At 41.8% G+C, this 16,600-nt stretch carries 12 protein-coding genes; 7 read left to right on the plus strand and 5 right to left on the minus strand.

Annotation, left to right across the window (positions count from 1 at the left end; genetic code table 11):
* Positions 1 to 138 precede the first annotated feature (138 nt).
* Positions 139 to 1,179, minus strand: coding sequence for a threonine aldolase family protein (locus V7K53_RS06620; protein ID WP_335196812.1), 1,041 nt, complete (start codon positions 1,177 to 1,179; stop codon positions 139 to 141).
* Between the two features lie 676 nt (positions 1,180 to 1,855).
* On the opposite strand from V7K53_RS06620, the gene V7K53_RS06625 reads away from it, so the two are divergent.
* Positions 1,856 to 2,638 carry an ABC transporter ATP-binding protein gene (locus V7K53_RS06625; protein WP_335196813.1) on the plus strand — a complete coding sequence of 261 codons (783 nt, stop codon included), beginning with the start codon at positions 1,856 to 1,858 and terminating at the stop codon, positions 2,636 to 2,638.
* 94 nt (positions 2,639 to 2,732) lie between these two features.
* Positions 2,733 to 4,247: an MlaD family protein gene (locus tag V7K53_RS06630; protein ID WP_335196814.1), complete on the plus strand. Its 1,515-nt coding sequence runs from the start codon at positions 2,733 to 2,735 to the stop codon at positions 4,245 to 4,247.
* Between the two features lie 190 nt (positions 4,248 to 4,437).
* Here V7K53_RS06630 and V7K53_RS06635 read toward each other — a convergent pair whose 3' ends face one another.
* On the minus strand, positions 4,438 to 5,400 hold the full coding sequence (locus V7K53_RS06635; RefSeq protein WP_335196816.1) for a hypothetical protein: 963 nt from the start codon (positions 5,398 to 5,400) through the stop codon (positions 4,438 to 4,440).
* A gap of 766 nt (positions 5,401 to 6,166) precedes the next feature.
* Between V7K53_RS06635 and ypfJ the strand changes: the two genes are divergently transcribed.
* Entirely contained in the window at positions 6,167 to 7,024 is an 858-nt protein-coding gene (gene ypfJ, locus V7K53_RS06640; RefSeq protein ID WP_335196817.1) for a KPN_02809 family neutral zinc metallopeptidase, read from the plus strand.
* A gap of 99 nt (positions 7,025 to 7,123) precedes the next feature.
* Positions 7,124 to 7,282: a hypothetical protein gene (locus V7K53_RS06645; RefSeq protein WP_335196818.1), complete on the plus strand. Its 159-nt coding sequence runs from the start codon at positions 7,124 to 7,126 to the stop codon at positions 7,280 to 7,282.
* 242 nt (positions 7,283 to 7,524) lie between these two features.
* On the opposite strand, the gene V7K53_RS06650 is transcribed toward V7K53_RS06645, so the two are convergent.
* The gene (locus V7K53_RS06650; RefSeq protein ID WP_335196819.1) at positions 7,525 to 7,821 is read right to left on the minus strand and encodes a DUF3288 family protein; all 297 of its coding nucleotides are present in this window, start codon (positions 7,819 to 7,821) and stop codon (positions 7,525 to 7,527) included.
* Between the two features lie 308 nt (positions 7,822 to 8,129).
* On the opposite strand from V7K53_RS06650, the gene V7K53_RS06655 reads away from it, so the two are divergent.
* Positions 8,130 to 10,583: an ATP-dependent Clp protease ATP-binding subunit gene (locus V7K53_RS06655; RefSeq protein ID WP_335196824.1), complete on the plus strand. Its 2,454-nt coding sequence runs from the start codon at positions 8,130 to 8,132 to the stop codon at positions 10,581 to 10,583.
* 384 nt (positions 10,584 to 10,967) lie between these two features.
* Here V7K53_RS06655 and V7K53_RS06660 read toward each other — a convergent pair whose 3' ends face one another.
* Positions 10,968 to 12,473: a DUF3131 domain-containing protein gene (locus tag V7K53_RS06660; RefSeq protein WP_335196820.1), complete on the minus strand. Its 1,506-nt coding sequence runs from the start codon at positions 12,471 to 12,473 to the stop codon at positions 10,968 to 10,970.
* Between the two features lie 175 nt (positions 12,474 to 12,648).
* Here V7K53_RS06660 and V7K53_RS06665 point away from each other — a divergent pair, with 175 nt between their 5' ends.
* Entirely contained in the window at positions 12,649 to 13,224 is a 576-nt protein-coding gene (locus V7K53_RS06665; protein ID WP_335196821.1) for a TIGR04376 family protein, read from the plus strand.
* Here the strand turns inward: V7K53_RS06665 and V7K53_RS06670 are convergent.
* The gene (locus V7K53_RS06670) at positions 13,192 to 13,326 is read right to left on the minus strand and encodes a hypothetical protein (RefSeq protein WP_335196822.1); all 135 of its coding nucleotides are present in this window, start codon (positions 13,324 to 13,326) and stop codon (positions 13,192 to 13,194) included. The genes V7K53_RS06665 and V7K53_RS06670 overlap by 33 nt on opposite strands.
* 368 nt (positions 13,327 to 13,694) lie before the next feature.
* Between V7K53_RS06670 and V7K53_RS06675 the strand changes: the two genes are divergently transcribed.
* The coding region (locus V7K53_RS06675) for a sister chromatid cohesion protein PDS5 (RefSeq protein WP_335196823.1) at positions 13,695 to 16,600 on the plus strand (2,906 nt) is incomplete at its 3' end.

The raw sequence follows: 16,600 nt of genomic DNA on the forward strand, positions 1-16,600 counted from the left end.
AAGCAATTTTAAGATAATACAGTTGAGAATGAGCAATAAAACCCTCATGTAGAGACGCGATTTATCGCGTCTTTAAAGACCAATTATCTACACCAATAATCCTTAACTGAATCGTATTAAATTTTAGGATTGCTGCACTTATTTTATTGTTGCGTTTTTAATATCATAAATCAACTCATCAATCCTTGATTGAGTAGTGTTCCAAGAACACATAAAACGTACTCCTCCCACACCAATAAATGTATAAAACTGCCAGTTCTTGGCTTTTAAGCTGTGAATGACTTCTTCAGGTAATTTTACAAATACGGCGTTGGCTTCTCTAGGAAACATCAAGTCAACACCTTCTATGTTTAATAGTTGATTTTCTAAGTATTCAGCACATTGATTAGCGTGTCTAGCATTTTTTAGCCAAGCACCAGTTTCTAATAAACCCAACCAAGGAGCCGAAATAAATCGCATTTTTGAAGCTAGCTGGCCTGCTTGCTTGCATCGATAATCAAAATCTTCTGCTAGCGCTTTATTGAAGAAAAGAATGGCTTCACCTAATGCCATTCCATTCTTGGTACCACAAAAACACAATACATCCACTCCAGTTTTCCAAGTAATTTCAGCAGGGCTTTTATTCATAGCGGCAACTGCATTTGCAAACCGAGCGCCATCCATGTGAATCTTTAAGTTATATTTGTTTGCAACTTCTCTAATACTTAAAAGTTCTTCAATAGAATATAAAGTTCCTAATTCAGTTGATTGCGTAATGCTAATAACTTTAGGTTTGGGATAATGAATATCAGTACGTTTGGTGACAATTGACTCTATAGACTCTGATGTTAATTTGCCATTCTTACCGTGAGCAAGTAGCAATTTAGAACCATTAGATGCAAATTCCGGTGCGCCACATTCATCTGTTTCTATGTGAGATGTCTCATGGCAAATGACGCTGTGATATGACTGGCAAAGAGCAGCTAAAGATAAAGAATTTGCAGCTGTGCCGTTAAAGGTAAAAAATACTTCACAATCAATTTCAAAGAGTTCCCGAAAATAATCTGTTGCTTTTTGAGTCCATTCATCATTTCCATAAGCTGGAACACTACCTTGATTTGCCCTAATCATATATTCCAGTGCTTCAGGACAAATACCAGAGGAATTATCACTTGCAAACTGTTCTAATTGGCTACTCATAATTTCTATTTTGATTTTTAACAGTAATTGTTACGATTTTAGTAAATAATTTTTGACTTTGCCAAATCCATTGGCGAGTAATGCTATTAACCTTTCCAATTATTTAATAATTCTGCTAAGTACAAGAACTTTGGAGAGCAGGAAGCTATTTTTTTAGAGCCATAGTTAATAATTAATGAAAAACAAGGTTTTTGACTTATCTAAAAAAGAGTGGGTCTGAACCTTTTGATTTTCACAACTTAAATTTGATTTTTCTATTTTGTATCAACCTGAATCGTTATAAAGTTAAGCAGGATATTAATAATATATAAATGCCTTTGCTGATGTCTACAAAAAACTGAAATCTTATTTTCACATCACTGAGATGTTTAATTACTACGGTGTCTTCGTCAGCCTTGCATTGAGGGTATTTTGAGACGATAAACATCGCCAGTAACTAAAATATTATGCTAAAAAAATAAAGTTTGCTAATCAGAATGCTAATTATGTACTTATAATACACTATACAATGTCGTACCAATCACCATCAAATCACTATTGGGCATATTTGTCTTTTGTTAGTTCTCAGTAGTCATTTGTTTATTTTCTACTGACTAATGACCAACGATCGATGACCAATACTTCTCTACGAGAGGCTACGCCAACGGCTGCGCTCAGTACAAGTGACTAATAACTAATGACTGAACCATTGATTGAACTGAAAGGTGTTTCTAAGTCCTTTGGTAGCAATAAAGTTCTAGATAATGTAGACTTGACCATTTACCGGGGAGAAGCACTGGGGATTATTGGGCCATCAGGGACGGGGAAATCAACCATCTTACGAGTCATGGCGGGGTTACTTAGTCCCGATGAAGGAGAAATTTATGTGCAAGGAGTGCGGCGAGAGGGTTTGATTGAGGATGGCGGCCAGCAGGTTGGCATTGGTATGGTGTTTCAGCAGGCGGCGCTATTTGATTCGCTGACAGTGGAGGAAAATGTGGGATTTTTACTTTATCAAAATTCAAAGCTGTCGCGATCGCGCATCCGAGATTTGGTAGAAGAAAAATTGGAGATGGTAGGTTTACCAGCAATAGCCCACCTTTACCCAGCCGAACTTTCCGGGGGAATGCGCAAACGGGTAAGTTTTGCCCGTGCGATTATGTCTAACCCTGATAATCCCAATGAAGGGCCAGAAGTTCTACTATACGACGAACCAACGGCCGGACTCGATCCCATTGCCTCGACAGTCATCGAAGATTTAATCCGCCACTTGCAATGTTTACACGGAGTTTGTAGTACTTATGCTGTTGTTACCCACCAGGACAGCACTATCCGCCGTACATCTGATAGACTTATATTTCTCTATGAAGGTAAAGTGCAGTGGCAAGGTACAGTTAGTGAAATATACAACACAGAACATCCCTTGATCAGACAATTTATTAGTGGAAGTGTTCAAGGCCCGATTAAAGTCGCCGGCTAGAAACTTAAAAGCCAGGAGTAAAGAGTTAAATTTAACTACTAACTCCTAACTTTTAACTCCTAATTGGTTATTGGTTGTTGGTGGAGGCAAAAAAATGCGAGGTCTTATGACAAGTCGCTTCGCGTCTGGGCGAACATTTAGAGAAGGTTCTGTGGGGTTATTACTCCTGCTAGGACTAGGGGTATTTGGATTACTCTTTCTGTGGTTAAACAGATTCACTGCTGCTGGTCGTTCATACAAAATTATTGTAGAATTTGCCAACGCTGGCGGAATGCAAAAGGGAGCAGCAGTTCGCTATCGTGGCGTTAAGGTAGGAACTATTTCCCAGGTTCGACCAGGGGCAAATGCCATTGATGTAGTGATTGAAATTGCCCAAACTGACCTAATTATTCCCCGTAATGTAGTGGTAGAAGCTAATCAAAGCGGATTAATTAGCGAAAGTATTATCGACATCACACCAAAAACAACCCTACCTCCTGGGGTTGTGGCTGCTAAACCCCTAGATAAAAGTTGTGATACCAGCCTCATCGTCTGTAATGGCTCTCGGTTAAAAGGTCAGGTTGGCATCAGTGTTGATGCATTAATTCGCAGTTCAACTGAGCTAGCCGGTGCATACAACGATCCAAAATTTTATAGAAATGTTAATAGGGTTCTAGAAACTACCACAGGCGCAGCATCCAGTTTTACTGAGTTAAGTCAGGATTTACAAGGTTTGACCAAAAGCTTACAACTACAACTTACTACCTTTTCTGCTACGGCTAATTCAGTGCAACGGGCGACAAACCAACTTAATGCATCCGCAAATCAAACAGTAAATAAATTCGGTGCAACTGCAACTCAAGCAAATCGATTGCTGAACAACCTGGATAATTTGGTGACAACAAATCGTTCGACACTGGTTGGTGCGTTGAACAATATCACCGAAACCAGCAACCAACTGCGTGTTACAGTCAGTAGCTTATCACCATCAGTCAATCGATTGACTCAAGGAGAATTACTCAACAATTTAGAAACGCTTTCAGCAAATGCAGCCCAAGCTTCAGCTAATTTACGTGATGCTTCTAAAACCTTAAACGATCCAAAGAATGCCGTGTTGCTGCAACAAACTTTAGATTCAGCACGAGTAACCTTTGAAAATACCCAAAAAATTACATCTGATTTAGATGAATTGACAGGCGATCCTAATTTCCGTAAAAATCTGCGGCAATTGGTGAATGGTTTAAGTGGTTTAGTATCTTCTACACAACAGATGCAACAACAAGTGCAGGTTGCTACTACTCTAGATTCGGTAAAAGCTGCTGTGAGCAAACCAAAGAATCTAATTCCTACCCCAGCGCCAACCCAACAGGCGATGTTTAATGACAAGTCGCTACGAGTCTACGAAATGAATCCCTCAGCGGCTAATTTTGCAAGTACCGACACCGACCTTCAACCAAGTCCCAGTCCGTCTATCCCAAACTCATCCCAAGAAAATCTTTTGAAGCAGTTGCGGGAGTATGGCAAGCAACGGGGGCAACTGGAGACGGAGAAAGAGCCTATACAGGTTGACCCTTCAGCTTCGCTCACTGCTGACCCTGAGCGTAGCAGAAATGCTGATAATTTTAAGTAAAATATTTTACTGTTAATAGTAGAGTTTTGAGGCTGCAAAACCCATTACTTATTGATACAGCAGATTTCAGAGAAAGTGAGGTACACAAGCTAATTCTGTTACCCAGATATAAAGCGTGTTTTAATCCTAAATCCTGCTGTATCTTCCAAAACTTAAATAAGTTTGCTCCCATTCATGACAGCACCCGCTTTTAAGAGCGAATTAACATTGGGTCATAAATTTGAAACTCTTGAACCCCATAATTACACAGAATAGACCTAGCTATATCTTGCTCGCGATCTGTGCCACTAACGATAAGTATGTAATTGCCTTGCTCTATTTGCTCATTATAAAAGCGTGCCCACTCATCTGCTATTCCTAACCTCATAGCGTCAAAGCGTTCACTTAAATTAATGCCTGTTGACCCAACCAATTGAGAAAATTCTTTGCAAATTAAGGAAATCTGGTTTACTGAAAAACCTGCGATACACATATCTTTAATTGCCGCTTCAGCATTATCTATGCTATTAAAGCAACTCACACTATACTTAGACATCATCCCACTTTTATTAGGAATTGCAGTAGCAGAAGTCGTTGTGGTCAGAGAATTTGTAGTTTCAGATTCACTGTTGAGATGCTCGTAAATGCCAAACTCTTCAATACCCCAACGCTGTAGTATTTCTTGTACTTTAGCAATTTCAAAAGATGTACAATCCACGATTATTAAATAGTGTCCCTCCTCTACTCGCTCGTTATATGCTCTAGCTTGCTCTGACGACATTCCCCAACCAACTAATGCACCAGCAAAAGTCCCAGTGGCAGCACCAATACTTGCCCCAACAAGGGTTGTAACCAAAGCAGTTGCCGCTGCCCCAGCCAGCATTATTGGGCCAACTCCAGGGATTGCTAAAGTCCCAAGACCCACTAATAAACCAGTTAAGCCACCAACAGCGCCCCCTGAAAGTCCTCCTACTGTTGCACCTTCGTCAGCTTTATCATTAGTGTCCTCTTTAACTTCATTACCGACAATCTCATGATTGCGATCTGAATTTTGTACAAGTATAGATACTTTCTCCATCGCCAAGCCAGAATCTCTCAACTCATGTATTGCCCGCTCTGCATCTATCCGATGAGTAAATACGCCTACAGCACGTTGATATTGAATTAAAACCATTATTACTCCTTGGTCGCACCGGAAAGATTAATCACTGACAAAGTTGATTCTTCAGTACTTGTTATATTAAATACGAGTTGGTTCAACTCAAAACTATCCTTAGTAATAAAATATATTCTTTCGCTCATAAGGTAGGCAGGAACAGCCTCAACGGTGCAAGTTAAAAAGTGAATACAACCAAGGCGGAAAGATCCCTAACTGATGGGGAATCATTATTAGTGAGTAACACGGCAATACGGTTCGGATAAGCATTTTTCACAATCGAGTGTGGTCTGGGGAAAGGGTAAGGGGTAAAGGGGAAAAGATGTATTAAAAACCTTTCCCCTTTCCCCTTTCCCCTTTCACCTTTAACCGAACCGTATTGAGTGACACGGGACAGCTTCAACTAAAATGTGTATATCCAATGCAGACATCACGACATTCCCTTGTGTTGATATCCCAAATCCTCAGAGCTTGGTCATGGGGTGCAAATTACGTGTTTGAAATTTCGCTTCTGTGTCATGGGGTGCAAATTACGTGTTTGAAATTTCGCTTCTGTCCTTACTGTGGTTTTCCCTATAAGTAGTCCGGGAATGCTGTGTGATTTGATGGACAACCTGCAAAACCTTCCTAAAGGCTGACTGTCCTTTATTTATAGTTTGTCCGTAGGCAGAAGAGATCGATACATAGAATAAGTAATATTCATTTGTATAGCTAAAAGGCTTGTGTAGATTTCATCCTACCTAGTTCAAGCCGTATTTTTTTATGAGTTTGGTAAGCAGTAATTATGCGTTGGCAAATAGGTCGTCGGAGTACAAATGTTGAAGATCGGCGTGGGATGAAGATTTCCGCTCCTGTCGTGGGTGGAGGCGTAGGAGCAGCACTCATATCGCTACTGGTTTTCCTATTGGGTGGCGATCCCAGTGCCCTTTGGCAACAAGATTCCTCACCAAGTGATAGCCCGATAGCTGAGTCACCTCAAACAACAGGATCTCAAACTAAAGATCAAATGGCGGATTTTGTATCTGTTGTACTGGCTGATACAGAAGATACATGGAGTGAGCAGTTTCGGCAAGACGGAGAAACTTATGTAGAACCAAAGTTAGTTCTTTACTCAGGAGCGGTGGAGTCTGCTTGTGGATTTGCACGTTCAGCAGTTGGGCCGTTTTATTGTCCGCGCGATCAAAAGGTGTATATTGACTTGAGTTTTTACCGCGATTTGAAGACTCGATATCAGGCACCGGGAGATTTTGCTCAAGCATACGTGATTGCTCATGAAATTGGGCATCATGTCCAAAATTTACTTGGAATTTCGCAGCAAGTTCAAACCTTGCAGAACCAAGTGAGTCAGACACAAGCAAATCAGCTTTCTGTGCGATTAGAATTACAAGCAGACTGTTTTGCAGGCGTTTGGGCAAATCATGCTCAACGCTCACGGCAAATTCTGGAAACAGGTGATATTGAAGAAGCATTGAACGCAGCTAGCAGTATTGGAGATGATCGCTTGCAAAAACAAGCTAAAGGCTATGCTGTGCCAGAATCTTTTACACATGGTAGTTCAGCCCAAAGGGTTCGTTGGTTTAAACAAGGTATCCAAACGGGCGATCCTCAGAAATGTAATACTTTTGCCAAGACAAATTCCTAAGATACAGCAGAATCCAGAATCCAGAATTCAGGAGTAAAATACGCTTTATATTTGGGCAAACAAACTTGAAATCTGCTGTATTTCAAGTTTTACGATTCTTTGGCAACTATCGAGCTTTATTGGCAAAACTTTCCCGATCGCAAAGCAGAAATTGAGGAAGCGATCGCCACAATCGATTTAGACTATTTCCAAAAAGACTTGTCTAAACTCATCTCGTTCTGGAAACGAGGTAGCGATCGCAAGCAAGGTTTATTTTAATATTCCAAAAACTATTTGGCTATTTATTTACCACCAACCCAGTAAGTAAAAATACTCCCTTATAATTAGCCATTTTCGGGTAGATTATAAAAGAAAAACATGGTGTACAATTCACAGTGACATCTGACATTAGGCAGAGGCACAGAATTAGCGATGCCTACGGCGGGCTTTGCCAACGCGATTCCAGCGCTGAGTTAGGAATGGAAAAGAATACCCAACGCCCAATGCCCAATTCCCCATAATTAATTCCAATCCTGCTCATCTTTCTTGCCACGGCTTTTGTAAATTCCACCCAAATCGTGAATTTGACGAGTTTTCTCAAAAAGCTCAGATTCAGTCAAACCCCACTGTTGCAAGACTTTATCTAGGTCTTTTTGGATGTCTCTCGCCCCTGGAAACCCTTGATAGCGCATTCGCAGTCTAGCCAATTCTGCTAAGTTATAGTCTGTCGCCTCTTGAGCGAGTAAAATATCAATAAGGGGGCGATCGCGGTTATAAAGTGGATGTTGTTGATCTTTACCGGCCGTTGCTTCAGTCATTGTCAGTCCTGAGTTTAGAGTGCTAAGTCCTGAATTTTAAGTTTAGCTGACAGTGGAAAACAGAACAAACAAAAGAAAATTGTTAAATACCGAAAGCTTAACTGTCAACATTGAAACTCTTGACTATCCCCGTACTCCACTCAGCACTCCTAGTAGACGGCAAGTACACCTGATGTCTTACGGCTCTCACCACTGCCACTTAACTTTAAATAAAGTTACATTAGTCCTTAAGAAAATACAAAAAACTTTAGATGAGGGTGAATTTTATCTCACCCAAAGTCCAAGCAGCGAGGGAGCAAGAACCCATTATGTTTGAACACTTCACTTCCGAAGCCATTAGAGTAATTATGTTAGCTCAGGAGGAAGCACGTCGCCTGGGACACAATTTTGTAGGAACTGAACAAATTCTCCTGGGTTTGATGGGAGAAGGAACTGGGGTTGCTGCTAAAGTGCTGGCCGAATTAGGCGTTACCCTCAAAGATGCACGTCGCGAGGTAGAAAAAATTATTGGTAGGGGTTCTGGCTTTGTACCGCCAGAAATTCCTTTTACTCCTAAAGTAAAAAGCCTCTTCGAGCAATCGTTTAAAGAAGCTCATAGTTTGGGACAGAATTACATTAACACTGAACACTTACTCTTAGGATTAACCGAGGCTGGTGAAGGTGTCGCCGCCAAAGTACTGCAAAATCTAGGGGTTGACTTCAAGAGTGTCCGTAGTGCCATAGTTCGCCGTTTGGGTGAAAATGCACCGGCTTTTGCTGGTAGTGGTAATCAAAAGCGCACCCAACCGCTAACAATGGAAGAGTTTGGCAGAAATTTGACCAAGTTAGCCCAAGAAGGCAGACTCGACCCTGTAGTTGGTCGCCAGAAGGAAATTGAGCGGGCGATCCAAATTCTCGGTCGCCGCACCAAGAATAACCCAGTGTTGATTGGGGAACCAGGAGTTGGCAAAACTGCGATCGCCGAAGGTCTAGCTCAACGGATTATCAATCAGGATGTTCCCGAAAGTTTGCAAGACAAGCAAGTTATCAGCCTCGATATGGGGTCATTGGTAGCTGGAACTCGCTTCCGGGGCGATTTTGAAGAACGTATCAAAAAAGTCGTGGAAGAAGTCCGCACTGTCGGCAATATCATCCTGGTGATTGACGAAATTCACACCTTGGTTGGCGCTGGTGGTACAGAAGGTGGCTTGGATGCAGCCAACATCCTCAAACCTGCCTTAGCACGGGGTGAACTCCAGTGCATCGGCGCAACTACCCTCGATGAGTATCGTAAGCATATTGAGCGTGATGCTGCCCTAGAGCGTCGTTTCCAACCGATTCAGGTTGGGGAACCATCGGTAGAGGAAACCGTACAAATTCTCTACGGCTTGCGCGGTGCTTATGAACAACACCACAAAGTCACAATTTTGGATTCAGCACTTGTGGCAGCAGCAGAATTATCAGACCGCTATATTAGCGATCGCTTCTTGCCAGATAAGGCAATAGACTTGATTGATGAAGCTGGTTCTCGCGTTCGTTTGCGGAACTCCCAAAGTTCTCCTAATAAAGAACTGAAGCGGGAACTCGCTGGCGTTACCAAAGAAAAAGAAGCAGCAGTCAGAGTCCAAGATTTTGACAAAGCGACACAACTGCGCGACCAAGAGTTAAAACTCGCAGAACAACTGCAAGCAACCTTTACACCAAACGAGCAACCTGTCAACTCGACTGTAGTTGACGAAGAAGACATCGCTCAAATCGTTGCCTCTTGGACTGGCGTACCAGTTAATAAGCTGACTGAATCTGAGTCAGAGTTGCTTTTACACCTAGAAGATACTCTGCATCAGCGCCTCATCGGACAAGAGCAAGCAGTCACGGCTGTATCTCGCGGTATCCGTCGCGCCCGTGTCGGTTTGAAAAATCCCAATCGTCCTATTGCTAGCTTTATCTTCTCTGGGCCGACTGGAGTTGGTAAAACAGAATTGGCGAAAGCACTAGCTTCTTACTTCTTCGGTGCAGAAGACTCGATGATTCGGCTAGATATGTCCGAATACATGGAAAGCCACACCGTCGCCAAGCTAATTGGTTCGCCTCCTGGTTATGTAGGATACGACGAAGGCGGACAACTAACAGAAGCCGTGCGCCGAAAACCTTACACAGTGCTGCTATTCGACGAAATCGAAAAAGCGCACCCCGATGTATTCAATATGCTGCTGCAAATCTTGGATGACGGTCATCTTACCGATGCCAAAGGTCGGAAAGTGGACTTCAAGAACACGCTGATCATATTGACTTCCAACATCGGTTCCAAGGTAATTGAAAAAGGTGGTAGTGGCTTAGGCTTTGACTTCGACACTCAAGCCGACGCTAGTTATAACCGGATTCGCACCTTGGTAAATGAGGAATTGAAAGCTTACTTCCGTCCTGAGTTCCTCAACCGTCTTGATGAGATTATCGTCTTCACCCAGCTTTCCAAGGATGAAGTTAAGCAAATCGCCGAAATTATGCTTCGCGATGTTGCTAGCCGCTTGACAGAAAAGGGAATTATCCTAGAAGTTAGCGATCGCTTCAAAGAGCTTGTGGTACAAGAAGGTTATAACCCCAGCTACGGCGCTAGGCCATTACGTCGGGCAATTATGCGCCTCCTAGAAGATTCTCTCGCCGAAGCAATGCTGTCTGGTGAAATTACAGATGGAGACACAGCCCTTATCGATGTTGATGATGACTCTAAAGTGAGAGTACAAAAATCAGAAAAACGAGAATTGCTATTGGCAAATGTTGGCTAATTTTATACCCGATCGCTTTTTACTGTAATATTTGAGAAACACTCCAGCCTCTTGCGTAGAGCAGAGGCACAAACAGGGTCATCTCAGACAAACATCAAGTGAAATGGTATTATTTCTCACCCCTAGTAGAAATGCTAGGGGTTTTTTTATGCGATTTATTTTGAGTGGGCAATACCTGTCTACACACTAGACCTCTTGCAAAAAGACATTTTTGCACACTTAGGGAAAAGGTTAAAGGGAAAGAATTTTAAGTTTATTTACCCTTTTCCCCCGCCCCTTATCCCCAGAGGGGGCCCCACCTTCCCCTTTACCCCGACTTTTGCAAGAAGTCTACTGTAGCAAATAGAGGATTGAGGAGGGATACGATCGCGGATATGAAATAACTTACGGTCTTTTTATAGTCTTCTCGGTTGACTTATGGCTCTTGACTCCTGCCCAAACAGTAAGTGGCTGTCCAACTTGCTTATACAGTAAGCTTTCCATAATTACACCATTATTGTTAGCGGTGAGAGTTTTATTCGGCTGACGCAGAGACTCATAAAAGCCGTTGTACCAGCCATCTTGAGACTTAAGATTGCCTTGAACGAAATCAAATAACTGACGGGTATAAGCAGTATTATAAAGCACGTGCCAGCCGATCGCAGCTTTGGCACTGAGAAATCGCAAATCGTTGTGCTGTTCTCTGGTATCTGCGATGGTTGCCCAAGGTTCTCCGTTGACAAATAGGCTGCTGTAAACAAAGTATGGCGCGCGATCTAAGTTATCTTCGGTGACAGCAGTTAATTGTTTTGTGGCTTCATAACGCGCGGCTTGAGCAGCTAAAATCCGATCGGCATAAGCTTTAGGCAAAGCTTGAAAACCAGTTTCGATACCATCTAAAATATAGGGTTCGCTAAGAACGTAGTTATTGGCTCCAGAGTTTTTATAGTCACGTTTGTCGTAAGGAATTCCCTGTCCGTAAAGATCGACAAAGGCAGTATGGGACTGATAATCTAAAGCTTTATTAACATCCAAACCCCAAAGCTTCAAACCATAAGCAGCATAATTCTCATAGCCCAAGCGACCCTCTTGGTTGTATTGTTCTTTGCCTTTGATGACAGCAGTACCATACATTTGACCGTTTGTGGTCAGACGCTTGACTTGCCAGTGTTTCCAAACTGCTGCTGTTTGCGATCGCATTTCTGGATACTTTGCCTCAACAATCTTTAACCAGATTGCCATTCTTCCCAAATCAATGGCTGACCAGCCAATTTCTTCCCGTTTTTCTAGTTGACCATAATTAACAGGTACAAGAGTTTTCGCATTGTAAACTTTGTTGGGTAGTTCTCCTTTATACAAGGGCATTGACGCCAGTGTATTCAACATTTTGCTCATTTTGGCTTCAAATTCAGCCGCAGGCACGATATTCAGTTCTTTAGCACTGACTAAGGCTGCGATCGCTGCTGTCTGATCCCACATACTTATCGAGGCAAAGCCATCAACAGAATTGATCAAGCCAGTTTCATCGTTCCAGTTGCGTTGGAAGTATGACCAAGCCTGACGGGCCGTTGTCATTTCTTCTGGAGTCAGTTTTCCAACTCCAGGAGCAACGTATGGAATTATGGCTACTGTTAATTGGTTCTTAGGAATCGCTTGACCTGGCAAAACTACGGATTTAGCATCAAGGCTGGCAACTATTTCAGCATCTTTTGCACCAGAGACAGGAGGTTGGGGTTTCTCTGGTTGTAAAGCAATTGGGGATGTTGATATTTCAGGTTTTTTTATAGAAGTATTGGAAAGTTGCTTAGACCAACCATTTAAAAGTGCGATCGCGATCGCAGCAGTAAGCACTCCTCCTACAGAAGCTAGTATGGACAAGCTCTTAGGTGGTGGTTGAAAGTCAGAACTCATGCTGATTAAAGCCTTATGTTGTTAGTCAGTGTTACTTGCGTATTTTCACTAAATACATTCTTCCCAACTTTGAAATCTAACTAACACCCAGAGTTCACCCGATGGGAACTATTAAAATTTACATTCCGCCCACTACAATAAAATAGTCACGCACCCGATCTCTGGAGTTCTAGCAGTGGGCTTATTTGATGATTTGAGTCGGTTTCTAGAAAACCGTTTAGAAGAATTCTTGCGTAATAATCCACATTTGGAGTTAGAGGCGCTGCTAGAACAGCTGCGTGAGCAAGAAGAAGACACATTAAAGCTAATCGCAGATTTAAGATTACAAGAGAAGCGATCGGAAGAAGAAATTCTCTCCACCGCTCAAGAAATTCAGCGTTGGCATATCCGCATTCAAAAAGCCAAAAACGCCAATAGAGAGGATTTGGCGGCGGCTGCGGGTGAGCGAGAAGCAGCCCTGTTGCGCGAAGGAAATCAGCGCTGGGGACACATGCAAGGGTTGAAAGAACGCATTAACCAATCTCAAGAATTACTGAAAAAAATTCAACAACGGCGACAGGAAGTGCAAGCTAAAGCCGCCGAAGCACAGACAGCCCGTGCGAAAGCGCAAACCCAGCAGCGATCGGAAAGCATTGGCTGGTCGAATCAAACTAGCAATTTTTCTGGTGGGTTTGATGACTTAGAAGAGAAGTTTCGTAGCTGGGAAACTCAGGATGAATTAGAGCAAATGAAGCGGAATATGCAGAAGTAGCGCGTATTGGCTAAAATACGCCGAATTAACAAATGCGATCGCAAAAGTAACAAATGCGATCGCCAAATTAACAAATGCGATCGCCAGAAATAGCTTACTCACTTGGTTTTTCGCGTCAGTTTTGCCCCAATACGGTTCAATTAAGCTCTACTGGCAAAAATTTTGGGTTTTCGAGACGCGATAAATCGCCGTCTCTACAAGTAGTTTTGGTCTTATCTGAACTGTATTGAGTTTTACCCCACCCTAACCCTCCCCTTGAAAAGGCTACGGTGTATACACAAGTCGTATCTGCAAGGGTTTCAAGCTTTCTAGACCCAATAAATTGTCATTACGAGCGGAGCGAAGTAATCGCATAATCTCGTAGTTTTTCCGATGGCTTTGTCCTTCCTCCTCTCTACGAGACGCTACGCGAACGCAATGACAGGCTTCTAGGCGTGTAGTATGTATATAAACTATATATCCCAAGCAATATGAGTGTAGAGTTATTAACTATTGTCGCCCCAGTAATAAAAGTAGTAGCTCCAGAAATTGTTAAGAAAATCAATAGTGCATTAAATCCTACAGACTTAGAAAAAGCTTTGAAAGCAGGTGTCAAATCTGCTGATGAATGGGATAATAAGCAACCTTATGAACAGCATTTATTCTATCATTGTGATGACAAACAAGCTAGAGAACTTCTAGAGCAATTTTTCAAAGATACAGGAGTTCAAGAAGAACTACAAAAGCCTTTTACAGAGAAAACAACCCCAAATCTACAAGTTTTAATTCAAATATTCCACAAACTTAAATCAGAAAAGCCAAACTTAAAGTTTCGCGATGAAAGTATTGAGCATTGGCTGAAAAAGTTTGCAGATGCTTATTTTGAACACACCAATACATATTTAAAATTTAAAATTGCTAAATCCGATTATCTTAGACAACTGTCACGCTATTTTGATGGTGTTGAATTTGTCGGCATAAAGGTAAAAACAAAAGAAGAAGAAAAATTTGCTAAACTACCACAAATTTTTGTGATGCCTAATGTAGTTGAGCAGGTGGAAGTTAGAGAAAGCATAGGTTTAAAATTGAATCTAGATTTGGCTTTAGAAGAGACAGCCAACCAGCAACCCCAGCAAAATTTACTTTGGGCACAACAAAGTAGTGGCAAGAAATTCTCAGCTAAAGAACTGTTGAAAGAAAATACACGCAATAAATTTGTTGTGTTGGGAGAACCAGGAATTGGTAAAACAACTTTGATGAGTTACTTTGCTGTGATGCTGGCTGAACAGCAGACTGAGAAACTCGGTTTATCAGCAGACTTAGAGTTACTGCCAATTTTGATTAGAATTAGAGACTTAGGCAAAGCTCCAACGAAGAATATTTTAGAATATGTACGCAATTTTGCCAATAGTATTCATGTTAAAGAATTGCCCAAAGGTTTCTTTGAACATTGGTTAGAAGATGGGAGAGCGTTAATTTTACTTGATGGCTTAGATGAAATCGCTAAACCAAGCGATCGCCATGAATTTGTCAAGATAATTCACAGCTTTCTCGGACAATATTCTCAAAATCGGGCAATTATAACTTCGCGTCCGGCAGGTTATAGTCGAGAGTTTTTTGGTACAGATGAATTTCCTCATTATCATCTAGAAAAATTTGATGATAGTCAAATTGATTTATTTATTCAGCAGTGGTACAACAGCAGGCTGCCAAACAACTCAGACAAAGCACAACAGCTTCAAGAAAGTTTAAAAAAAGCATTAGCAGCACAAGAACGCATCAAATTATTAGCACGCAATCCTTTACTACTGACAATTATTGCTTTGATTCATCGCTATGAGGCACGTTTACCGAGATACCGATATGAACTCTATAAACAGGCAGTTGATACGCTATTGATTAACTGGGATGTCAACAAGGGTATTGAGTCTTGGAATCTGGAGTATATTAAATTAGACGATATCAAAATATTGATGCAACACCTTGCTTACTGGATTCACTCTCAAGGTGAAACTGGCGATAAAGAAGGTGGTACGCTGATTGATAGAGATGAGCTAATTACGCAATTAAACAAATATATTCGTGAATGTAATTATCAAGTTCAGAAACATCAAGCTGAAGCCGAAGCCAAACGCTTAGTTGACCATATTACAGAACGCTGTGGTTTATTAAACGAACAAGGTCAAGATAGATATGCGTTTGTGCATAAGACATTTCAGGAATATTTGGCGGGTGAAGAAATACGCGATCGCCAATCAGGAGACTTTAACGAAGTACTAAATCACATTCGAGATTATCTACACAATTCCCACTGGCGAGAGGTGTTGTTGCTGTTAATAGCTCAACAAAATCCAAAGAACTCGAAAAAAATTATTGATGAAATTCTGCAACAAGAGACTCCTTATGAAGAATGGCTGCACCGCAATCTTTTATTTGCAGGGACTTGTTTAGCAGAAGATTTAAAATTATCTGATGGCAAATTGATTACAGATATTTTGCAGAGATTAGTTGAGCTTGAAGTTAGCAATTATCGCTTAGTAGGTGATAAAGTTAAATCACAAGTTTTTCAAATTCTTTGCAATTTAAATGAAACCCAGTTTCAAGTTCAAGCACTACAACTGTTGAAAGCATCAGCAGATTTGATACATGAAGAGCGACTGCGAGAATATCGGGCAGCTTTAGGTGAACAACAGGAAGTATTGGCAGAACTGCTGGGTTTACTCAAAGATGAAAGTGAGAGTGTGCGTTACTCTGCTGCTTCTGCATTGGGCAACATGGGCAACGCCTCGCCACAGGTAGTTGAAGCACTGCTGGGTTTACTCAAAGATGAAAGTGAGAGTGTGCATTACTATGCTGCTAAAGCATTGGGCAACTTGGGCAACGCCTCGTCACAGGTAGTTAAAGCACTGCTGGGTTTACTCAAAGATGAGAGTGTGCGTTACTATGCTGCTCAAGCATTGGGCAACTTGGGCAACGCCTCGCCACAAGTAGTTGAAGCACTGCTGGGTTTACTCAAAGATAAGAGTGAGAGTGTGCGTGATTCTGCTACTTTTGCATTGGGCAACTTGGGCAACGCCTCGCCACAAGTAGTTGAAGCACTGCTGGATTTACTCAAAGATGAAAGTTGGAGAGTGCGTTACTATGCTGCTGAAGCATTGGGCAACTTGGGCAACACCTCGCCACAGGTACTTGAAGCACTGCTGGATTTACTCAAAGATCAGAATGAGAGAGTGCGTTACTCTGCTGCTGAAGCATTGGGCAACTTGAGCAACACCTCGCCACAGGTATTTGAAGCACTGCTAGATTTACTCAAAGATCAGAATGAGAGAGTGCGTTACTCTGCTGCTGAAGCATTGGGCAACTTGAGCAACACCTCGCCACAGGTATTTGAAGCACT

It is taken from the genome of Nostoc sp. (genome assembly GCF_036917355.1).
In the GTDB taxonomy this organism is placed as follows: domain Bacteria; phylum Cyanobacteriota; class Cyanobacteriia; order Cyanobacteriales; family Nostocaceae; genus Nostoc.

Excerpts from the sequence above, each read along its gene's own strand:
- V7K53_RS06620 (WP_335196812.1), bottom strand. The coding sequence starts at position 1,179 with ATGAGTAGCCAATTAGAACAGTTTGCAAGTGATAATTCCTCTGGTATT.
- V7K53_RS06625 (WP_335196813.1), top strand. The coding sequence starts at position 1,856 with ATGACTGAACCATTGATTGAACTGAAAGGTGTTTCTAAGTCCTTTGGT.
- V7K53_RS06630 (WP_335196814.1), top strand. The coding sequence starts at position 2,733 with ATGCGAGGTCTTATGACAAGTCGCTTCGCGTCTGGGCGAACATTTAGA.
- V7K53_RS06635 (WP_335196816.1), bottom strand. The coding sequence starts at position 5,400 with ATGGTTTTAATTCAATATCAACGTGCTGTAGGCGTATTTACTCATCGG.
- ypfJ (WP_335196817.1), top strand. The coding sequence starts at position 6,167 with ATGCGTTGGCAAATAGGTCGTCGGAGTACAAATGTTGAAGATCGGCGT.
- V7K53_RS06650 (WP_335196819.1), bottom strand. The coding sequence starts at position 7,821 with ATGACTGAAGCAACGGCCGGTAAAGATCAACAACATCCACTTTATAAC.
- V7K53_RS06655 (WP_335196824.1), top strand. The coding sequence starts at position 8,130 with ATGTTTGAACACTTCACTTCCGAAGCCATTAGAGTAATTATGTTAGCT.
- V7K53_RS06660 (WP_335196820.1), bottom strand. The coding sequence starts at position 12,473 with ATGAGTTCTGACTTTCAACCACCACCTAAGAGCTTGTCCATACTAGCT.